This is a genomic window from Cypionkella sp. (assembly GCF_028290025.1).
GTDB lineage: Bacteria > Pseudomonadota > Alphaproteobacteria > Rhodobacterales > Rhodobacteraceae > Cypionkella.
In genome coordinates this window covers 17,295-37,526 of the sequence record NZ_JAQGKQ010000077.1, presented here as the reverse complement: position 1 = coordinate 37,526, position 20,232 = coordinate 17,295, and the positions used below count along the sequence as shown (strand labels likewise).

Below are 20,232 nucleotides of genomic sequence, written 5' to 3'. Positions count from 1 at the left end.
AAGGGTGCTGGCCGTTAATTTTCAATGGGTTAGTGGGGGTGCCTTAAGGATTTTTTAAGGTTTGGCGGTGATGGAGTGGACTTGTCTAAAGACCCAATGCCTTGCGCAAAGCGGCGTTGGCGCGGGTCTGCCAGCCTTTGCCGCCTTGCTTCAGGCTCGCCAGCACGTCGGGGTCAAGGTAGAGCGTGACGCGCTGCTTGCGTTCCTCGGGCGGTAGGGGCGGGCGGCCAAGGTAGCCATGCTTTTGCAGGTCGGCGACGAGTTCGGGGAAGGCCCAGACGGGACGAAATTTTGCGAGTTCTTCATCGGTCAAGGGCTGTGCGTCGGGATCAGACAGCGCGGCGGCGGTGATCGCGGCGTCTTCCTCGGGCGTCAGCGGGGCCACATACGGCCTTACTTTGCGGGCGTGTTCCATCGTTGCCGTTCCCTTTCATTCGCCTTGCGCAGGCTGATCAACCGCCGGGTCGCACTACGGTCGGTGTAAGCGATGAAATACAACCGCTCGCCAATCATCCCAAGTGCCGCTTTGCGTTCCTCGCCATAGTTAAAACGCTCATCCACCCAGATCTCCGCCGTCTGCCAGTCGAAGCCAGCTATGACAGCAAAATCCACGCCATGCTTGGCGAGGTTGGCTTGGCGCTTTAGCTCGTCCCAGTCCCACATTTATATACATACATTAAGGGGAAATGCAAGGGTGAGGATAGGGGAGGGATGGTTAAGGAAGGGTGAAGGGGGGGTGGTGTCGCGTTGCGCCTATCGCGCGCAGCATCGTCCATTTCTATAGTTGTTTGCGCTTATTCTTTTGTTCAGTAACCGTGAATGTGTTAAATGCAATTCGAGTTGTGGTATATTTTACATAGTTATCAGATAAGCTGCGAAATTTTTTTGCATATTTGCCTGGAAACAAAGGTCCAAATACAACTTCTTTTAGGACAAGGTCATTTCCAAAGTCAATAAATTGCAGGCCATTGCCATCAACGGCGCCTCTAAACTTGATTACATAACGAACTTCATCTTCGTATTGCCAATGTTCATACTTCCTTCGAAAGGCCAGCATTGAGAGGTCAATCTTAGCTTGCTTGTCTAATTCATTCCAACCTCGAGAAATGATAAGATCAGGTCTATATTCCACTTCCATCAATCCTGCGTCGGGCAGGTCAAAGCCTAACGCAACGCCTTGAGCATTCTCTGCGTAATGTGACCAAATTACAGGATTTTCCCACGATTTGCTGAAACAAACTATGCCGCTTTCTTTGGAGGCATGTTCAATGTATTTGGACCAAATTATACGATCTTCACGCGTAGGAAACTTAGTTGCACGGCAGTCAAAGGGATCGTTGAGACTCAGTAGGCTTGAGACCTTTAGTCTTTTCTCCCTTAGAACTCGTTCACCGAATTCGAGGCTAAGGAATTTATATCCCCTCAAACATCCAACTCCTCCACAAACCGAGCGTTTTCCTGAATATACTGGAACCGCAACTCCGGTTTCTTCCCCATCAGACGCTCGACCAAATCCCCGGTTTCGCCCGGTGCTTCCTCGTCAATCGTGACGCGGATTAGTTTGCGGGTTTTGGGGTTCATGGTGGTGTCTTTCAGGTCTTTGGCGTCCATCTCGCCCAAGCCTTTGAAGCGTTGCACGTCAATTTTACCTTTGACGCCCAGACCCTTAGCAAGCCAGATTTCTTTCTCGGCATCATCCGCCACATACAGCCGCCGTGCGCCTTGGGTTAGGCGATACAGCGGCGGGCAGGCGAGATAGAGATGGCCTTTGTCGATCAGCGGGCGCATCTGGGTGAAGAAGAAGGTCATCAGCAGGCTGGCGATATGCGCGCCGTCAACGTCGGCGTCGGTCATTATGACGATTTTATCGTAGCGCAGGTCATCGACTTTGAAGCGGCTGCCCATTTGCACACCAAGCGCCTCACAAATGTCGCGGATTTCGGAATTATCGTTGAGTTTACCGGAGGCAGCCCCCAGCACGTTGAGGATTTTACCCTTTAGTGGCATGATGGCTTGAGTTTCGCGGTCGCGTGCTCCCTTCGCCGAGCCACCTGCGCTATCGCCTTCGACGATGAACAATTCGGTATTGTCGCGGGTTTTTGATGAGCAATCGGTGAGTTTACCCGGCAGGCGCAGCTTTTTAGTGGCAGTCTTGCGCTGGGTTTCTTTCTCTTGCCGACGCTTCAGGCGTTCTTCGGCGCGTAGCACCAAGAAATCCATGATCGCGCCGGCGGATTTGCTGTCGTTGGCGAGCCAGTTATCAAAGTGATCGCGCACGGCGAGTTCAACATAGCGGGTGGCTTCTTCGGTCGCCAAACGGTCTTTGGTTTGGCCGACGAATTGCGGTTCACGGATGAACACCGATATTAAGGCGCAGCCCCCGGCGAGCATATCGTCACGGGTGATCAATTCGGCTTTGCGGTTTTTGGTGAGATCACCGTAAGCACGAATGCCTTTTAAGATCGCACTCCAAAAGCCAAACTCGTGGGTGCCACCTTCTGGGGTGGGCACTGTGTTGCAATAAGATTGCAGGAAGCCGTCGCGCACTGGCGACCAGTTAATCGCCCATTCGACCGAGCCGGGGACTTGGAACTTTTCTTGGAATGAGACTTTGCCCGCGAAGGGGCGGTCGGCGTAGGTGGTTGTTTTCTCTAGCGTATCGGACAGATAGTCGGCGAGGCCGCCGGGGAAGTGGAAGCTGGCCTCCATCGGCGTGTCACCGTCGGGGATGGCGGATTTCCAGCGGATTTCGACGCCGGAGAACAGGTAGGCTTTGGAGCGGACCATGCGGAGCAGGCGCGACGGGCGGAAGTGGTGCGAGCCGAAGATTTGCGCGTCGGGGTGGAAGGTGACGGAGGTGCCGCGGCGGTTGGGGGCTGCGCCGATTTTGGCGATCGGGCCTTGGGGTTTGCCGCGTGAGAAGGATTGGGCGTAGAGCTCTTTGTTTTTGGCGACTTCGACATAGAGGTGATCGGACAGCGCGTTGACCACCGAGGAGCCGACGCCGTGCAGGCCGCCCGAGGTCTCGTAGGCTTTGCCGTTGAATTTGCCGCCCGAGTGCAGGGTGCAGAAGATCACTTCGAGCGCGGATTTGTCGGGGAATTTCGGGTGCGGATCAATCGGGATGCCGCGGCCATTGTCGCGCACGGTGAGGGAGCCGTCGGCGTGGAGTTCGACTTCGATGCGGTTGGCGTGGCCTGCGACGGCTTCATCCATCGAGTTGTCGATGATCTCGGCGGCGAGGTGGTGGTAGGCGCGCTCATCGATGCCGCCGATATACATGCCGGGGCGGAGGCGGACGGCCTCTAGCGGCTCCAACACCTCAATCGAGGAGGCGTCGTAGGTGTCGGGCGTGCTGGAGAGGAGATCGTTGGCCAATGCGTGCTCGATTCTTGTTATGCGGCTTGTTGCGAGCATTAGATCAGATGCGGGGGAGGGCGCGCAAGATGTGGGGGTGTGGCGGTTAGATGTGGGTGCGCAGCCAGTGGGCGAGTTCACCTTCGTCAAGCATGCCTTGGGCGGCGCGGATGATGACGGGGCCGATTTCGAGGGCGGTCCAGGTGATTTGGACGCCGTTGAGGTCGAGGCAGACATCCATGCTTTGGTGAGCGGTGCGTTTATTGGCGTCGTTGAAGCAATGGCCTTGGGAAATGGCGATTGCATAGGCGGCGGCGAGAGCAAAGGCATCGTCGATCATGCCATAAGCAAGGCGGTTGTCGACGCGGGCCAAAGCACCTTCGAGAGCCTTGTTGAGCGCACGACCCTGCAACTCGCCGGGGTTTAGCACGGCGTCATGGATGGCCTCGACCAGTTCGGGGGAATGCAGACGGAGGGTCATTTGTCTTTCAGGTAATCGAGCACGGGCTGGTTGATGGCGCGGCGGCGATTCAGGCTATCTAACACTTCTTCCATCGTTGCTTCACGGTGGTCGGCCTTGCCGACAGCCTCTGCGGGCACCAGATATCCCACCAATGCCGAGTTCTTCAGGATGGCGACAGGTTGGCCGCCGGCGCGGTCGAAGACCTTTTGCGGCTCGCGGAGTTCGGTCATGGTGCAGATCTGGGGTGTGGCGAGACGGGTCATGGCTGGCTCCTGTGATGTGCGGTGAAATATACACTGAAATGTACAAAATGCAAGGAGGATGCGATGCGGGTGTTGTTTACGGGCGGGTCGGGCAAGGCGGGGCGGCATACGGTGGCGTATCTCGCGGCGCAGGGGCACAAGGTGTTGAACGTGGATCGGGTGCCGTTGAAGCATCCGGGTGTGGCGGATTTGAACGCGGATATTTGTGACGCGGGGCAGATGTATACTGCGATGGCCGCGCATATGGATGAGGCGGAGTTGGACGCCGGGGCCGCGCCCGGTTTTGACGCGGTGGTGCATTTTGCCGCCGTGCCTGCGCTGCTGTTGCAGGCCGAAAATGAGACGTACCGGGTCAATGTGATGGGCACGTATAATGTGCTGGAGGCGGCTTGTAAGCTGGGTATCCCCAAGGCGATCATTGCGAGTTCCGAGACGACGTACGGGGTTTGTTTCTCAAACGGCATTGTGGACCCGAAGGTTTTGCCGCTGGAGGAGGATTACGACATTGATCCGATGGACAGCTACGGCATGTCAAAGAAGGTCAATGAGGCCACGGCGCGGAGTTTTCAGCGGCGGTTTGGCAACGATATTTATGCGCTGCGGATTGGCAATGTGATTGAGCCGCACGAATATCGCGCTCGGTTTCCGGGGTTTTTTGCTGCTCCGGGGCAGCGGCGGCGCAACACGTTCAGCTATATAGATGCGCGGGATTTGGGGCAGATCGTTGATCTGGCTTTGCGCAAGGATGGCTTGGGATTTCAGGTGTTCAACGCCACCAATGACACCAATTCGGTTTGCCAGAGCAATCAGGAATTGCTGGCTCGGTTCTTCCCGAACGTGCCATTGAGCCGTCCGATTGGGGCGCATGAGAGTTTGTTGTCGAACCGGAAGGTGCGTGAGGTACTGGGGTTCAAGGAGCAGCATAATTGGCGGAATTACGTGGATGATCCGACGGTGTGAGCGGGATGTGCCCACGCGCGGACGGGGCAAGTTCTTGTTTTATTTCAGGTGGTTAATCGAGTCAGGTAGGAAGTTGTTAAGCGTCTTTGGCAATGCGGCTGAACGCGGTTTTGCAACATCTCAAGCAGCGCGCCCAGCCCGGAAGTAAGGCGCGTGCGCCGCCGGGCAGCGCCTGTCCGCCGCTTCGGGCGGGCGCTGCTTGAGGCTTCTCACTTAACAGGGGCGGCTTACCGAGTGGGGCTTGGAACAGCTGGGGACGAGGCAGAACCTCGCCCCACAGGCACCCGATCAACCCGGCAGCGTCACGATGATCGGGCCTTTGTCGGTGGCGACAACGGTATGTTCATATTGCACGACGGGGGCGGCGGGCTCGCTGTAAAGCGTCCAGCCGTCACGGCCTTGGTTGGCCCAGAGGCCACCAGTGGACAGAAACGGCTCTACCGTGAGCACGAGGCCGCGGTGGATGCGGCGTTTGTCGCGGCTGGGCCAAGTGGGGATTTCTTCGGGGTATTCGTGCAAAGCGCGCCCGATGCCGTGGCTGGCGAGGTTGCGGATCAGGCTGTAGCCGCGCTGATTGGCGAGGCGGCCGACAGCATTGCCGATGCCCGCCAGCGATTTGCCGTGGCTGACTTCGGCGATGCCGATCTGCATGGCGCGTTTGCCGTCCCGGCAAAGTTGGTCAAGCAGGGGTTTGACTTGGCCATGCCGAAAGGTGGCTCCGGTATCGGCGAAGAAGCCATTTTTGGAGGCAGAGACGTCAATGTTTACCAGATCTCCGGCGGCGAGGATGCGGGGGCCGGGGATGCCGTGGGCGATTTCTTCGTTGACGCTGATGCAGGTGGTGCCGGGAAAGTTATAGGTGGCTTCGGGGGCGGAAGTGGCCTCGGCTTGGTCGAGCAGGCTGCGGCCGATGTCGTCGAGTTCTTGCGTGGTCATGCCGGGCTCCATCGCTTTCGCCATCGCGTGCATGGTGTTGGCGACGATGCGACCTATGGCCTTCAGGGCGTCGAGTTCATCTTGGTGGGTGATGGTCATGGGTTTGGGTCCAAGATGAGGGGGTTGGCGTGGCTTTAGCATTGGTTTGAAGGATTGTCTTGGGGTGCTCGGCATTTTGACATTTCAGGCATCGCTTCTACTGCCCGGAATCAAGGCGCTTGCGCCGCCGGGCAGCGCCTGACCGCCCCATCGGGCAGGCGCTTTGTTACGTATCGCTTAGAAGTTCTGGGGGATTGGCCGAGGAATAAAGCGTGCAGAACTTGTGTTGCAGCGCCCACCCGGCGGACAGGCGCTGCCCTGTGTGGTGAGGGTTATGCCGGTTCTGCCAACCGAGCGGCCCACATGGCTTTGAAGGCGGGGCGGGATTGGCAGCGGTCTAGCCATGCGTTCACCGCCGGAAACTCGGCGAGCAGGGTGGGGTGGCCTTGCGCATAGCGCACGACCTCGGCGGTGTTGATGTCGGCGGCGGTGAAGCGATCGCCGACAAGCCACTGATTATGCTCAAGATGCGCCTGCATCCGCGCGAGCGGGCGGCGCAGTTTCTCAACATTGACCGCGATGCTTGCCTGACCCTCGGGGGTTTTGTCGCCGCCGTCGCCGATGATGTACTGGATTTCCAGCGCGGGGGTTTCGATCGAGGTGGCGGCGAACAGCGACCATTGCTCCATCAGAGCCGACTCGGCGTTGGATTGCGGGCCAAGCGGGCCGCCGTGGCAGCGTGCGATATGCAGGGTGATCGCGAGGCTTTCGGTCAGCACAAGACCGTCTTCCTCATAAGCGGGAATCTGGCCTTGCGGATTGACCGCAAGATAGCTTGCACTGGTGGTGTTCAGGGCTGCGTCGGGGGCTTTGGGATCGGGCAATCTGTAGCCTTGGATCACCGGGACATGGGTGAACGGCAGGTCGAGTTCGGTCAAAAGCCACAGCGGGCGCGAGGCGCGAGAGCGGTAAACTCCGTATAGCGTGATCATCGGGGAGCCCTTTCAGAATTGTTCGGATCATTCTTAGGCAAAGTTGACAGCGACCGGAAGGGGCGGGCGGGGGCAATCGGCAGAACGCAAGATTTCGCGTGTTTCCTGCGGTGCCGCAAATGGATTTTACTTGCCCCAAGGTCAACCTTGCGCCACCACATAGGGCATGTCCGAGCCAAAGTCCCGAGTTGAGGCCGCGCTGACCCCTTCGCGCGAAGCTAGAGCCGAGATCGTTGATCGGCTCTACGAGGTTGCGCTCGACCCTATCCGGCTGGAAGATCTGGTCGATGTCTGGGAGGGGCGGATCGGGCCTTTGCGGTCTGGCTCGGGAGATGATCCGGTGCAGTTGGACGACCCGGAGATGGAAGCGCATATGGCGCGGGCCTCGGTTTTTCTGGATCGGTTTGAGGCGACGCGACAGGATGGCGCGTATCGCTCGGTGCTGGAGGATATTCCGCGCTCGGCAGCGTTTTTAAGCGATGGTGGCGCGGTGCTGGCGGGGCATAATCGGCCAGCGGCGGTGGCGTTTGGCTTGGGCGCTGGTGCGCGGCTGAGCGATCTGCCGTTCGAGGTGGAAGATATCGAGTTGTTGCGCGGGGTGATTGCCAAGGTCGCGGCGGGTAAGGCCGAAAAGGTGATGACGCTGCGGATGCGGTCGCTGAAAACCGGCAGTCCGGTGATCGTGCGGGTGGGGCCGGTGGAAAGCCCTGGACCGAAGCCGTTGGCGCTGGTGATGTCAACCGAACTGGTGTGGCCGGAGCGGTTCGAGGAGACGGTGCAAGAGGCGTTCGGGCTGACGGCGGCAGAGGTTGAAATCGTGCGCGGCATCACTTTGGGTTTGCCGGTGAAGGATATTGCCGAGGCGCGCGGGCGGTCGGCCGAGACAGTGCGGACGCAAGTGCGGTCTATCTTGGCGAAGACCGAGACGCACAGCCAATCGGAACTGGTGCGGGTGGTGTTGGGGCTGATGGATGTGGCGGTTCTGCCCTCTGGTGGCGCTGTTGCGCTGGCGAAGGCGGGCACGCTGGAGGCGCTGTCGTTTCAGCAGATGCGCGGCCCGGATGGTCGGCGGTTGGAGTGGATCGAGTTTGGCAATCCTTCGGGTGCGCCATGTTTGTTCATGCATCTCGATTTCGGTCTGATCCGCTGGCCTGCGAGTGCGGAGCGTGCGGCGAGGCGGATGGGGATTCGGGTGATTGTGCCGGTGCGGGCGGGCTATGGGCGCACCGAGCTGCATCCAAAAGGCGTAGACCATTTGGAGGGCGTCACGGCGGATTACATCGCGGTATTGGAGCAGTTGGGCGTGAAGCGGACTGCGGTGATCGCACTGGGTGCAGATTTGCGGTTCGCGATGAGCTTGAGTCTGGAGCGGCCCGAAATGGTGACGGGGATTTTGGGCTGTGCGTGTCAGCTGCCTCTGCGCACCGCGGCGCAGTACGAGCGGATGGATAAGTGGCAGCGGTTTATTCTTGCCAATGCCCGCTATGCGCCGAAAATCCTGCCGTTTCTGGTGAAGGCCGGGTTCTCGCTGGCGCGGAGGTTGGGCAAAGAGAAGTTTTTCGCGCAGGTCAATGGCGGCTCGCCCGCCGATATGGAGGCGTTTGCCGACCCAGAGATACGTGAGGCGATGCTGGCGGGCTCGGAAGTCTGTCTGGGAGAGCGTATTTTGGCGTCGGAAGCTTTTACGCGCGAATGTATCGGCTCGGAAAAGGATTGGTCGCATTTGGTGAAGCGGGTGCAGGTGCCGGTGGTGCTGTTGCAAGGCGACCAAGACCCGCAGACTCCGGTGCAGACCATCCGCGAGTTGATGGCCGAGTATACCCATTTGGATATCACCTTTTTGCCAAACACCGGGCAATTGCTGTTTTTCAAGGAATGGCCACGGGTGTTTGAATTGCTGGAGCGTTTCTTGCCGCGAAGGTAAGGCTGCGAAGGTAAGGCTGCGAACGTAAGGCGGCGAAGGTAAGGCCGCGAAGGTAAGGCGGCGGGGAGGCGCGCGGGGAGATTGACCCCCGCAGGCCACCGAAATATTCAGCCGCCTACCGCAAACGGGGTATGCGGACCGTAGCGAGCATCAGCTATCAGAATGTATGTTCACAAGCGCCTAGCTGGAACCTTTAAGACCAAAGACCTTTCCCCCTGACGTAAGAGCGGCGGCATCTGGGGTGCCGCCGTTTTTTCATGTTTTGCTGCGGGTTCACGCCTCGCTTGGGTATTTCAGGCCGATTTGGGCGCGCAGTTCATCCAAGGTTTGCATGATCTGCACACTTTGAGCCGGCGTCAGCAGCGGGCTTTCTGTCAGGCCGGCTGTGATCAGCGCCTCGGCTTCTTCGGCCTGATACTGCATGCCGCGACCGTGGCGAGGCTCGTCAAACGTCTCAATCACGGTGTTGTCGTTGTTATAGACCCGGAAACTGGTGGGTTCATACCAGACGCGATCAATCTCGATGCGGCCTTTCGTGCCAACCACACAGGCACGATTCGGCCCGGCGCTGCCAGAGGAGGAAAGTGTCGTGGCAATCGCACCCGAGGCATAGTGGAACACCGTGGCAACTTGCGCATCGGCGCCAGTGTCGCGGAAGGTCGCTGCGGCGTGCATTGTATCGGGCTTACCCAGAATATCCCAAGTGAAGGAAATCGGGTAAATCCCAAGATCAAGCAGCGCGCCGCCGCCAAGCGCCAGATCGTTTAGCCGGTGTTTCGGGTCATCGGGCAATTTCTGGCGGTGGTCGGCGGTGATCGAGCGCACCTCGCCAATGGTGCCGTCGGCGATGATCTGACGGACGCGGCGCATGTGCGGCAAAAAGCGCGTCCACATCGCCTCTAGCACCAGGAGCTTTTTGGACTGGGCGAGGTCAGTGATCTCACGCGCCTCGACGGCGTTTATGGTGAAGGGCTTTTCGAGCAGAATATGCTTGCCCGCGTTTAGCGCCAGTTTTGCGGCGGCAAGGTGGTGCGGGTGCGGCGTGGCGATGTAGATGATATCGACATTCGGATCGGCGGCGAGCGCCTCATAGCTGGCATGGGCGGTGGGGATGCCAAACTTGGTGGCAAAGCGCTGGGCGGACTCGAGCGTGCGCGAGCCGACGGCGGTGACGCTGCGGTTGATCAGTTGCAGATCCTTGACGAAAAGCTCGGCGATCCAGCCAGTAGCCAGAATGCCCCAGCGAATGTTCTGTGCCATAAAATGTCCCTTGTCTTGCGTTTGCTGTAAGCCCCGGTTTGTCAGGCGCGGCGGAGAGAATTGCGGCGTAGTATTGCAGAATATTCGATGCGTGCAACGATTGTTGCGAGGACTGTGTGTGCCGCAATGGCAGTTGTTTAGGGGTGGGTTCGCGTTGCAGTTTGTTGATCTCTGAGGATGGAAATTGACAAAGGCCACGCGGTCTATAGCGCGTCTCGCGGCTGCGAGGATACGCGGAAAGCGGCCCAAACAGTGATAAGGCGCTGTAAGGGTCGGTCTTTAGCGAAGATTATTCTAAAGTTTGCCGTTTTTTGAAATGGCCGATGGAGCAGAGGCGAGATAAAATCTAGTAAATTAATCGTGTTTAGGAATCGTGTCGAGGAATTGCTTATGCCAACGCTGAAACTGGTCGGGCTGTCCGGCAACATCACTGCACCTTCGAAAACCCGGGCGTTTGTGGCCTCTGCTGTGGTCTTAGCGGCTGAACGGTTGCACGCCGAGGCTGAGGTCATCGAGATCAATGATTTCGGGGATCAATTGGGGCGAGCGCGCAGTCTGGCTGATCTGGATGCGGCGGGTCAGGCTTTGATTGCGCGGATTGTTGGCGCGGATGCGCTGATCGTTGCGACGCCGATTTACAAGGCGAGTTATCCCGGGCTGTTCAAGCATTTGATTGACCTGCTTGATCCGTTGTCGCTGATTGGTAAGCCCGTGTTGATCGCGGCAGTTGGCGGCGGTGAGCGTCATGCGCTCGCGGTAGAGCATCAATTGCGCCCGCTGTTTGGCTTCTTTGAGGCGCATACATTGCCCACCGCTGTGCATATTTCGGACAAAGACTTTAGCGACGGCGTATTGACGGCGCCCGCTGCCATTGCGCGTCTGGCGCGCGCCGTGGCCCAGTTTGATCTGCATTTTCCGCTGTCGCTGCGTTCCGCAGAGGCCGCCGCGTAAACCCCAAAATCACCGAGTTCACATGACAATTCCTGACAAAATCAACGTGCTATGGTTCATTCCGACCCATGGCGAGAGCCGTTATCTCGGCACCTCGGACGGCGCGCGGCAGGTTGACCTCGCGTATCTGACGCAGGTGGCCAAGGCGGCGGACTCCCTTGGGTTTTACGGCGTGCTGCTGCCGACCGGGCGCAGTTGCGAGGACAGTTGGGTTGTAGCCTCGGCCTTGGTGCCACAGACCGAGCGGCTGCGGTTTCTGGTGGCGGTGCGGCCCGGATTGCAATCTCCGACTTTGGCTGCGCGGATGACGGCGACACTGGACCGGATTTCGGGCGGGCGGTTGTTGATCAACATCGTGACGGGCGGCGATCCTGCCGAGAATAAGGGCGATGGCATCAACCTGCCGCATAGTGAGCGGTATGAGATCACCGATGAGTTTCTGGGAATTTATCGCGCGTTGCTGCGTGGTGAGACGGTGGAGCATACTGGCAAGCATTTCCAAATCGCGGACGGGCGGCTGATCTATCCGCCAGCGCAAAAGCCGTATCCGCCTCTGTATTTTGGCGGATCGTCGGATGAGGGCTTCAAGGTTGGGGCCAAGCATATCGACAAATACCTGACATGGGGCGAGCCTCCGGCACAGGTGGCGGAAAAGATCGCTGTGATGCGGCGTCATGCCGAGGCGGAAGGGCGCGAGGTGTCGTTTGGCATCCGGCTGCATGTGATCGTGCGCGAAACCAGCGCCGAGGCTTGGGCGGCGGCTGACAAGCTGATCAGCAAGCTTGACGATCACACCATTGCCGAGGCGCAGAAGGTGTTTGCGCGGATGGATTCGGTGGGTCAGGCGCGGATGACGGCGCTGCATGGTGGGCGGCGCGACAAGCTGGAGATCAGCCCGAACCTGTGGGCGGGCGTTGGTCTGGTGCGCGGCGGGGCAGGGACGGCTTTGGTTGGCGATGCCGATACCGTGGCAGAGCGGATTGACGAATATCGCCGCATTGGCGTCGATAGCTTCATCTTCTCGGGCTATCCGCATCTGGAGGAAGCCTATAGCTTTGGCGAGCTCGTGCTGCCGAAATTGCCGCTTGCGCATCCGTTGCCGCGCCGCGATTTGGTGGTGAACACCGGGCCTTTCGGCGAAACCATCGCGGGCGATCACAAACCGAAGATGCAGGCGGCGCAATGAGCAAAAGCCATTCCCCGTTAACCGTCGCCATCATCGGTGGCGGTTTGTCTGGGGCGGCGGTGGCTTATCACCTCGCAGGTTTGGCCGAAGTGGACGTGGTGGTGATCGAGCCGCGCGCGGCTTTGGGGCGTGGCGTGGCTTATGCGACGCCCGACCCCGATCATCGGCTGAACGTGCCGGATCAGAAGATGACATTGCGGTCAGATCGGCCGGAAGATTTCAGAGCTTGGCTACATTCGGCGGAGGCTCCGACTTTGCCCGCGAACTCGGCGCGACTTTCGGGTGAGATTTACGCACCGAGGGCAGTGTTTGGCGATTATGTCGCGGCGCAGTTGGCTCCGCTGCTGGCGGCGGGGCGGCTGCGGCATGTGCAGGCGCGGGTGATTGCGGTGGGTCGGCCGGGTAGATATGCGCTGGGGTTGTCGGATGGGGGCCGGGTGATGGCCGATATCGTGGTGCTGGCGGCGACGCATCCGAACCCCGCATTGCCGCGCGAATTGGCGGGGCTTGCGGGCGATACGGCGTTGATTGCGGACCCCTATGCGACAGGTGCGCTGGCTGGGGTTACACCTGACGAGCGGGTGTTGATCGTCGGCAATGGGCTGACCTCGGCGGATATTGTCGCGTCATTGCACAAGCGCGGGCATCGCGGACAGATCACGGCTTTGTCACGGCATGGGTTGCGCTCGCAGCCGCATGGGCCTGCGCAGGCGGAAACTGCGGCGGATTTTGGGCAAGCTCCGGCGCGGACGGCGTTGGGGTTGCTGCGCCGCGTGCGAATGGCTTTGGCGCGGGATGCGGCTTTGGGGCTGACCTGGCACGCGGTGTTTGATCGGCTGCGCGCGCAGGGGCCCGCGATTTGGGCGGCTTTGCCAGCGGTCGAGCGGCGGCGGTTTTTGCGGCATTTGCGCAGCTTGTGGGACGTGCACCGGTTTCGGATTGCGCCGCAGACTTACGAGGCCAATCAGCAGATGCAGCGGTCGGGGCGGCTGATCAGTCTGGGCGCGCGGATTTTCTCGGTTGCGCCGGGGGCTTCGGTGAAGCTGGTGTTGCAAGCGCGTGGCAGTGCGACGCGGTTTGGGCTGGTGGTGGACCGGGTGATTTTGGCAACCGGGCCTGCGCATGGCGGGGTGATTGCGGCGACGCCCGCGCTGGGCGATCTGGCGGCGCTGGGCCTGTTGCAGCCTGATGCGCTGGGGTTGGGATTGATGACCGCAGCCAACGGCCAAGCGGTGCCGCTGTCTGGTGAGCCGGATGGGACGCTGCTGGTGGCGGGGCCATTGGCGCGGGCGACGGTGGGTGAGCTGATGGGGGTGCCCGAGGTGATCACTTGGGCGGAACACATCGCGCGGGAAGTGGCGGTGCAGGTCGCGGCGCGGCGGAAGTTGGTGGCGGCGCAGTAGCGGCGGCAGTTACGCCTGCGCGCCGTCTTCACCGAACAGTTGCGCGAGGATTTTCTGCTCGTAGACCGCGAGATCGGGATGGCCGTGGCGGCGCGGTCTCGGCAGCGGAATTGCCAGATCAAGTGCTACTTTGCCAGCATCCAGCACGATAACCCGGTCGGCTAAGATCACCGCTTCGGCCACGTCATGCGTCACCAGAACGGCGGTGAAGCCTTGGGTCTGCCAGATGCGGCTTAGCAAATGCTGCATTTCAATTCGGGTCAGCGCATCAAGCGCGCCGAGCGGTTCGTCCAGCGCCAGCACGCTCGGCTGACCGATCAATGCGCGGGCGAGGGCTACGCGTTGGCGTTGACCGCCGGACAGAACCGAGGGCCATTCGCCATCGCGGTCCGACAGCCCGACTTTCTCTAGTAGATCATGCGCGCGGGCTTTGGCTTCACTGCGGCTCGCAAGCCCGGTCAGACCAACAGCGACGTTATCGACCACGCGCGCCCAAGGCAGCAGGCGGGGTTCTTGGAACATGATGCGAATGCTGGATTGGCCGGGCTGCACCGGAGCGCGGGTGATCTGGCCGCCGTCGGGCTGATCAAGCCCAGCGAGCAGGCGCAGCAGGGTGCTTTTGCCGCAACCGCTTTTGCCGATGATCGCGACGAACTGGCCTTGCGGCACGGTCAGGTCGATGTTGGACAGCACCGACTTTTCACCGAAGTGCCGACTGACGCTTTGGAAGCTGAAGGCGGGCGGGGCCGAGATTGGGGCGCTGTCAACGCTGCGTAACTGGGGCTTTGGCATCGCTTATGTCCTCGCAGGTTGTTGAGCGGTTTTTTGGAAAGCCGGGTGCCATTGCAGGCAAAGCCGTTCGAGCACGCGCACGAAGCTGTCGGCGAGTTTGCCCAAGAGGGCGTAGATCAGGATGGAAAGCACGACCACGTCGATCATCAGAAACTCGCGCGCCTGCATCGCCATATAGCCCAAACCGGAGGAGGCCGAGATGGTTTCGGCGACGATCAGCGTCAGCCACATGATGCCCAAAGCATAGCGCAGGCCGACGAAGATCGAGGGCAATGCTCCGGGCAAGATCACCCGCAGGAACAGCGCGCGGCGGTCCATGCCGTAGGTGCGGCCCATTTCGATCAGTTGCGGGTCAACGGTCTGGATGCCGAGCAAGGTGTTGACATAGATCGGGAAAAACACCCCGAGGGCGACGAGGAAAAGCTTGGCACCTTCGTCAATGCCGAACCACAGGATGACCAGTGGGATCAAGGCAAGGTGTGGAATGTTGCGGACCATTTGCAGGGTGGTGTCGGTCAGATTGCGGCTGAGCAGCGACAATCCGTTGGCGAGGCCCAAGGCGAAACCGATGCTGCCGCCGATGGCGAGGCCGGTTAAGGCGCGCCACGCGCTGACGCCGATGTTGCGCGCGAGATCGCCGGATTTCAGCACGCGCAGGAAGGCGGCGAAAACTTCGGTGGGGGCGGGGAGGACGTTTTCGGTGATGATGCCAGCGCGGGAGAGGGCTTCCCAGATCAGAAGGATTACGACGGGCAACAGCCAGCCGATTGCTGCGCCAAAGCGGGCTTGAAGGGCGGTCATTTGGGCGATCCGATCAAGAAATGTGGGCGCATCGGTGGGCCTTATGCAATGTGGCGGCTCGGCCCGTTGGGTCAAGCCGCCATTGGTTTGGGAGCAGGATCAGTTCGGGGCGGTCCAGATCGCGTCCGAGATTTTCACCGCTGTGGGGATCAGGCCAAGCCCGAAGAAGCGGTCGGCGGTGGCTTGTTGGCCCGCGATGATTTCCGGCGTGATCGGGTAGATGCCGAACTTCGCGCGGTTGACGGCGAGGGTTTGCGCCTCAATCGGCACGCCGGTGACTTCGGCGACGGTTTCGGCCACCTTATCACGGTTGGCGTCGGCCCAAGTGGCGGCTTCGCCAAGTGCGGCAATCGTCGTGGTGATCACGGCGGCGTTGTCGGCATCGGCGGCGAAATCGCGGTTGGCGAGGAAGTAGGTGTTAACCTTCAGCACGTCGGAAGACTTCGCCAGAATGGTCGGTTGATATTTGGTTTCGGCGATGGCGAAGAAGGGATCCCAGACGGACCACGCGACGATAGCATCCGAGGCGAAAGCGGCGGCGGCATCGGCTGGGCCGAGGTAGACGACTTCGATATCGGACAGCTTCAGACCATTGGCCTCAAGCGCCGCGACGAGCAGGTTGTGCGCGCTGGTGCCTTTGCCGACGCCAACCTTTTTGCCCTTCAGATCGGCGATGGTTTTGATGCCGCTGTCGGATTTCGTGAACACCGCCTCACCGTCGCCGTTCGACGGCAGGGCCGCGACATAGACGATGGCGGAACCTGCGGATTGGCCGAAAATCGGCGGGGCGTCGCCGGTCCAACCAAGGTGGATCGCGCCGACGTTCAGGGCTTCGACCAAGGGCGGGCCAGCGGCGAACTCAACCCATTCAACCGCAACGCCTTGTGGTTCAAGGGCTTTTTCGATCAGGCCCAACTGTTTGGCGACGACCGGAAGGTTGGTTTTCTGGTAGCCGATCTTCAGCGTGGTGACCTTTTCGGCATGGGCGGAAAAGGCGAAAGCCGTGGTGAGAAGCAAGGCGCTTGCGCCAAAAGCCCGTCTGGAAAGCAGCATTGTCGGTGTCTCCCTGTGCCATCAGCGGATGGCGAATTGGCTGGTGAAGGTGTCGATGCGCTAAATCTCGATCAGATTAGTAGATATTGTGGGCGATGCTAGGTTTTTCGTGGAATGGGGCGGTGCGAGTGGGGGTGGACTTGGGCTTTTTGCTTTGACTGGAGGGTGCAAGCTAAGCGGTTGTTTTTCAATGACAGTTATAGGCAGAGGGAGGGAGTCAAGCGGCTCGCCATGTTAAAAGTGGGGAATAAAATTCCCCGAGGGCGATGCAAAACGCGTTCTGTCAACTGTTTGGCGCGCAATTTTAGCAGGCTGAAACGCGCAAGATCGCGGCGGTTAAATCCCCGCTCGCAGCAGATCGCTTAATTTTTCACCGATCATTATGGCGGGGGCGTTGGTGTTGCCGGAAATGATGCTCGGCATGATCGAGCAATCTGCGATTCGCAAATTTTCGATGCCGTGGACTTGCAGGCGATGGTTGACGACGGCTTGCGAGTCGTCGCCCATTTTGCAGGTGCCAACGGGATGGTAAATCGTGGTGGCGGTGTTGCGCGCCCAATCGAGCAGGGCGGCATCATCGGTGGCGTTCGGGCCGGGGCGGAGTTCACCCGAGATTTTGCTGCGTAGCGGGTTCAAGCCAGCGATATGGCGGGCGATTTTGATGCCTTCGACAAGGGTTTGCTGATCGGTTCTGGTGGCGAGATAGTTCGGCTGGATCAGCGGATGATCCATTGGGTTGGGCGATTTCAGGCGAATTTCACCACGGCTTTCGGGGCGCAACTGGCAGACCGACATGGTGAAAGCCGAGAACGGATGCACGCCTTCGCCGGGGCTGTCGGCGGACCACGGTTGGATGCGAAATTGGATATCCGGGGTTTCCAGATGCGGGGCGGTGCGCAGAAACCCGGTGGCGAGGCTCGCGGCCATCGCCATTGGGCCGGAGCGATTCCATGCATATTGCGCGGCCATCGCGAGCTTGTGCAGCGGGTTGCGGGCTTCGTTGTTCAGCGTAGGCTCGTGGCAGGTGAACACAAGGCGGGCTTGCAGATGGTCTTGCAGGTTGCGGCCAACTCCGGGCAGATCGGCAACGACTTCAATGCCTTGGCCGCGCAGGTGGGCGGCCTCGCCTATGCCGGACAGCATCAGGATTTGCGGGGAGCCGATGGCTCCGGCGCTTAGGATGACTTCGCGGTTGGCTTTGATCAGATGCTCGGTGCCCGAGGCGTCGCGGTAGTGAACGCCTGTGACGCGGCGGTTTTCGATAGCCAGCCGCTGCACTTGAGCGCGGGTGATGATGCGCAGATTGGGGCGGTGGCGGGCTGGTTTCAGGAAGGCGGTGGCGGCACTACAACGGCGGCCGTTTTGGGTGGTCAGTTGGAAATAGCCAACGCCTTCTTGGCTGGCACCGTTGAAATCGGCGTTGAACGGGTAGCCTGCGGTTTGCGCGGCCTGCACCCAAGCATCACAGATCGCGCGCGACAGTTTTGGATCGGACACCGAAAGCGTGCCATCGGCGCCGTGATAGTCGTTAGCACCACGTTCTTGCCGTTCAGAGCGCAGGAACAGCGGTTTGACATCATCCCAGCCCCAGCCGGTGTTGCCGAGTTGCCGCCAGTGGTCGTAATCTTGCGGCTGGCCACGCACATAAAGCAGGCCGTTGATCGAGGACGAGCCGCCGAGCACCTTGCCACGCGGCCATGCCAATTTGCGGTTGTTCAGGCCGGGGTCGGGCTCGGTCGTGTAGCACCAGTCGGTCGCCGGGTTGTGCATGGTTTTGAAATAGCCGACCGGGATGTGAATCCACGGGTTCCAGTCACGGCCACCGGCTTCGAGCAAAATAACGCTGGTGTTGGGATTTGCGCTCAGGCGATTGGCTATGACGCAGCCAGACGAGCCTGCGCCGATGATGATGTAATCGGCGGTCAGCTCATTCATCGGCGTCTCTCTGGCAACTTGTTAACAGGCTCGCTTGGGTTGCAAGCCTTGGCTAACACGCATGGCAGACCGGGTGCCAGAGTTGATCGCGTTGAGGATTTGTGAGCAAGCCGCCGAGATGGCGCTGCTGCGAGATGAAATGTGTGGCGACGAGAGGCGCGCGCAGATGGGCGGTGCTTTCATGTGCCAGCAGGCGATTGGCCCAAGCGGTGAGGTTGGGCAGGCCAGTCAGGAAATGCGTGTCGCAGCGTTGGTCGAAGACCTGCAGACGCCACAGCAGGACCGCGCAATCCTGATCGGAGTCGGGCAGGTCGGCGGCGGGCAGGGCTTCGATCTGGTTGCAGCAGGCCGCGCAGTTGGAAGGCCGCCATATCGTAGTGGGTTTGCAGGGTGATCAGCGCAAGACCGGCCAGTGACGCCGCAGCTTGGCGGGTGAGATGCAGCAAAGCTTCATCCGTTGTGCGTGCCTGTTCGGACGCGCGGGTGAAATGGCGATAGGTCATCGGATAGGTCATAGCGGAATCCACCAGTGCAGGTTGTTGTATTACACGACTGAAGATATCGTGTTTACTCTGCACGGTTTTGGGCTGGAGGGGAATTCTAAACTGGGGTGGGTTTGGAGAACGCAGACGCTGCGAGGCGGTGCGGGAGAGAAGATACGTGCTGCTGGTGATGGTGGTTTGCGTTGGATGGATAGCGATCTTGTGTGGAAGTGCAGCGGGTTTGCGCCGGGTTTCGGGCCGATGCAGCCGTGGCTCTGCAACAGGCGGGTGACGGGCTAGAAGAAAGTTACCGTTTTATCGGCCTTGCACAGTGAGCGCATTGCGTTTTTGCCGGTTTGGCAGTGTCTGCGTTATTCGCAGCTTTTGCAAGTTGAACGCGGCGCTATGGTGCGGCAAATCTTTGAGGATTTGTAGATGGTTCGCAATGTGATGGTCTCGGAGGCGCAGGACGCGGTGCTATTCGACTTGGGTCAAATCGTCGAAGATCTGGCCGAAGTGCGCCGGGATTGGCGGCGTAGTCAGGGCGTTACTGCCGAGGCGGGGGGGCGCGAATTGCCCTCGCGTGAGCAGATTGCGGGCATCATGGAAGGCTTGCGCGGGGCGCTGTTTCCGATGCGGCTCGGGCCGCCTGATTTGCAGCCAGAAACCGAGAATGGTTATGTGAGCCACACGCTCGATACGGTGCTGCATGATTTGTTGGCGCAGGTGAAGCTGGAGCTGCAATGGGCGGTGCGCCATGTCGGCCAAGACCTGCCTGACCCGGATGCGGCGGCGCTTCAGATTACCCGCAGCTTTGCGGCGGCGTTGGGGGATATTCGCCGCTTGCTCGACAGTGATATTGTCGCGGCTTTTGCGGCTGACCCTGCGGCTCGCAGCGCCGATGAGGTGTTGCTCTGCTATCCCGGTATCCAGTGCATGATCCATCACCGCATCGCGCACCGGCTGTATCGGCTGGGCGCGCCGTTGTTGGCGCGGTTGATCGCGGAATTGGCGCATAGTGCCACCGGCATTGATATTCATCCGGGTGCCGAGATTGGCGGCAGCTTCTTTGTCGATCACGGCACTGGTGTGGTTATCGGGGCGACCGCCATTATTGGCGAGCGGGTGCAGTTGTTTCAGGCAGTGACCTTGGGCGCGAAAAGCTTTCCGACCGATGCCAGCGGTGCCGCGATCAAGGGGCTGCCACGGCATCCGATTGTCGAGGATGATGTGGTGATTTACTCGGGTGCGACGATTCTGGGCCGTGTCACCATCGGGCAGGGTGCTGTGATCGGTGGCAATGTCTGGATCACCGAAGACGTCGCCGCAGGGGCAATGGTATCGCAAGCCCGACTCACCGGGGTGGAGCGGCAGGTGGTGCGCATTTCGGCATAATGGCTGCGCAGAGCAGTTTTACTGCGCTGCAGCGAAATGC

The 20,232-nt window shown here is 60.0% G+C and carries 20 protein-coding genes; 7 read left to right on the top strand and 13 right to left on the bottom strand.

Annotated features, from left to right (window positions below; translation table 11 throughout):
- Positions 1-85: 85 nt before the first annotated feature.
- The 6 genes from JWS10_RS12570 to JWS10_RS12545 form a co-directional block, all read right to left on the bottom strand.
- Positions 86-415, bottom strand: coding sequence for a BrnA antitoxin family protein (locus JWS10_RS12570; RefSeq protein WP_299507906.1), 330 nt, complete (start codon positions 413-415; stop codon positions 86-88).
- Positions 394-663, bottom strand: coding sequence for a BrnT family toxin (locus tag JWS10_RS12565; protein ID WP_299507904.1), 270 nt, complete (start codon positions 661-663; stop codon positions 394-396). The genes JWS10_RS12570 and JWS10_RS12565 overlap by 22 nt, the downstream gene beginning before the upstream one ends.
- 115 nt (positions 664-778) lie before the next feature.
- Complete coding sequence (locus tag JWS10_RS12560; RefSeq protein WP_299507901.1) at positions 779-1,426, bottom strand: DUF2971 domain-containing protein; 648 nt, start codon at positions 1,424-1,426, stop codon at positions 779-781.
- Entirely contained in the window at positions 1,423-3,378 is a 1,956-nt protein-coding gene (parE, locus tag JWS10_RS12555; protein ID WP_299507898.1) for a DNA topoisomerase IV subunit B, read from the bottom strand. The genes JWS10_RS12560 and parE overlap by 4 nt, the downstream gene beginning before the upstream one ends.
- Positions 3,379-3,463: 85 nt before the next feature.
- Positions 3,464-3,838 carry a type II toxin-antitoxin system death-on-curing family toxin gene (locus JWS10_RS12550; RefSeq protein ID WP_299507895.1) on the bottom strand — a complete coding sequence of 125 codons (375 nt, stop codon included), beginning with the start codon at positions 3,836-3,838 and terminating at the stop codon, positions 3,464-3,466.
- A complete protein-coding gene (locus JWS10_RS12545; RefSeq protein WP_299476343.1) occupies positions 3,835-4,083 on the bottom strand; it encodes a hypothetical protein in 249 nt (82 codons plus the stop codon). Before JWS10_RS12545 ends, JWS10_RS12550 begins: the two co-directional genes overlap by 4 nt.
- 63 nt (positions 4,084-4,146) lie before the next feature.
- Between JWS10_RS12545 and JWS10_RS12540 the strand changes: the two genes are divergently transcribed.
- The gene (locus JWS10_RS12540) at positions 4,147-5,043 is read left to right on the top strand and encodes an NAD(P)-dependent oxidoreductase (RefSeq protein WP_299507892.1); all 897 of its coding nucleotides are present in this window, start codon (positions 4,147-4,149) and stop codon (positions 5,041-5,043) included.
- A gap of 288 nt (positions 5,044-5,331) precedes the next feature.
- Here JWS10_RS12540 and map read toward each other — a convergent pair whose 3' ends face one another.
- Positions 5,332-6,078, bottom strand: coding sequence for a type I methionyl aminopeptidase (gene map / locus JWS10_RS12535; RefSeq protein WP_299507889.1), 747 nt, complete (start codon positions 6,076-6,078; stop codon positions 5,332-5,334).
- A gap of 272 nt (positions 6,079-6,350) precedes the next feature.
- A complete protein-coding gene (locus JWS10_RS12530) occupies positions 6,351-7,010 on the bottom strand; it encodes a glutathione S-transferase family protein (RefSeq protein WP_299507887.1) in 660 nt (219 codons plus the stop codon).
- Positions 7,011-7,176: 166 nt separating this feature from the next.
- On the opposite strand from JWS10_RS12530, the gene JWS10_RS12525 reads away from it, so the two are divergent.
- On the top strand, positions 7,177-8,934 hold the full coding sequence (locus JWS10_RS12525; protein WP_299477415.1) for an alpha/beta fold hydrolase: 1,758 nt from the start codon (positions 7,177-7,179) through the stop codon (positions 8,932-8,934).
- A 273-nt stretch (positions 8,935-9,207) separates the two neighbouring features.
- On the opposite strand, the gene JWS10_RS12520 is transcribed toward JWS10_RS12525, so the two are convergent.
- Positions 9,208-10,194, bottom strand: a complete 987-nt coding sequence (locus JWS10_RS12520; protein ID WP_299507886.1) for a Gfo/Idh/MocA family oxidoreductase — start codon at positions 10,192-10,194, stop codon at positions 9,208-9,210.
- A 390-nt stretch (positions 10,195-10,584) separates the two neighbouring features.
- Here JWS10_RS12520 and JWS10_RS12515 point away from each other — a divergent pair, with 390 nt between their 5' ends.
- From JWS10_RS12515 to JWS10_RS12505, 3 genes are read left to right on the top strand one after another with little or no spacing between them, the layout of a single operon-like run.
- Complete coding sequence (locus JWS10_RS12515; protein WP_299507884.1) at positions 10,585-11,145, top strand: NAD(P)H-dependent oxidoreductase; 561 nt, start codon at positions 10,585-10,587, stop codon at positions 11,143-11,145.
- A 40-nt stretch (positions 11,146-11,185) separates the two neighbouring features.
- Positions 11,186-12,331 carry an FMNH2-dependent alkanesulfonate monooxygenase gene (gene ssuD, locus JWS10_RS12510; RefSeq protein ID WP_366943539.1) on the top strand — a complete coding sequence of 382 codons (1,146 nt, stop codon included), beginning with the start codon at positions 11,186-11,188 and terminating at the stop codon, positions 12,329-12,331.
- Positions 12,328-13,734 carry an FAD/NAD(P)-binding protein gene (locus JWS10_RS12505; protein ID WP_299507880.1) on the top strand — a complete coding sequence of 469 codons (1,407 nt, stop codon included), beginning with the start codon at positions 12,328-12,330 and terminating at the stop codon, positions 13,732-13,734. Before ssuD ends, JWS10_RS12505 begins: the two co-directional genes overlap by 4 nt.
- Positions 13,735-13,743: 9 nt before the next feature.
- Here JWS10_RS12505 and JWS10_RS12500 read toward each other — a convergent pair whose 3' ends face one another.
- From JWS10_RS12500 to JWS10_RS12485, 4 genes are all read right to left on the bottom strand, one after another.
- Positions 13,744-14,526: an ATP-binding cassette domain-containing protein gene (locus JWS10_RS12500; protein ID WP_299481576.1), complete on the bottom strand. Its 783-nt coding sequence runs from the start codon at positions 14,524-14,526 to the stop codon at positions 13,744-13,746.
- Positions 14,527-14,529: 3 nt separating this feature from the next.
- Entirely contained in the window at positions 14,530-15,327 is a 798-nt protein-coding gene (locus tag JWS10_RS12495; protein WP_299507878.1) for an ABC transporter permease subunit, read from the bottom strand.
- A 99-nt stretch (positions 15,328-15,426) separates the two neighbouring features.
- The gene (locus tag JWS10_RS12490; RefSeq protein WP_299507876.1) at positions 15,427-16,380 is read right to left on the bottom strand and encodes an aliphatic sulfonate ABC transporter substrate-binding protein; all 954 of its coding nucleotides are present in this window, start codon (positions 16,378-16,380) and stop codon (positions 15,427-15,429) included.
- A gap of 336 nt (positions 16,381-16,716) precedes the next feature.
- Positions 16,717-18,315 (bottom strand): choline dehydrogenase, encoded by a 1,599-nt coding sequence (locus JWS10_RS12485; RefSeq protein WP_299507874.1) that lies wholly within the window; start codon positions 18,313-18,315, stop codon positions 16,717-16,719.
- A gap of 61 nt (positions 18,316-18,376) precedes the next feature.
- On the opposite strand from JWS10_RS12485, the gene JWS10_RS12480 reads away from it, so the two are divergent.
- Complete coding sequence (locus JWS10_RS12480) at positions 18,377-18,709, top strand: hypothetical protein (protein WP_299507872.1); 333 nt, start codon at positions 18,377-18,379, stop codon at positions 18,707-18,709.
- A 523-nt stretch (positions 18,710-19,232) separates the two neighbouring features.
- The gene (epsC, locus tag JWS10_RS12475) at positions 19,233-20,192 is read left to right on the top strand and encodes a serine O-acetyltransferase EpsC (protein ID WP_299507870.1); all 960 of its coding nucleotides are present in this window, start codon (positions 19,233-19,235) and stop codon (positions 20,190-20,192) included.
- The last annotated feature ends 40 nt before the right edge of the window (positions 20,193-20,232 follow it).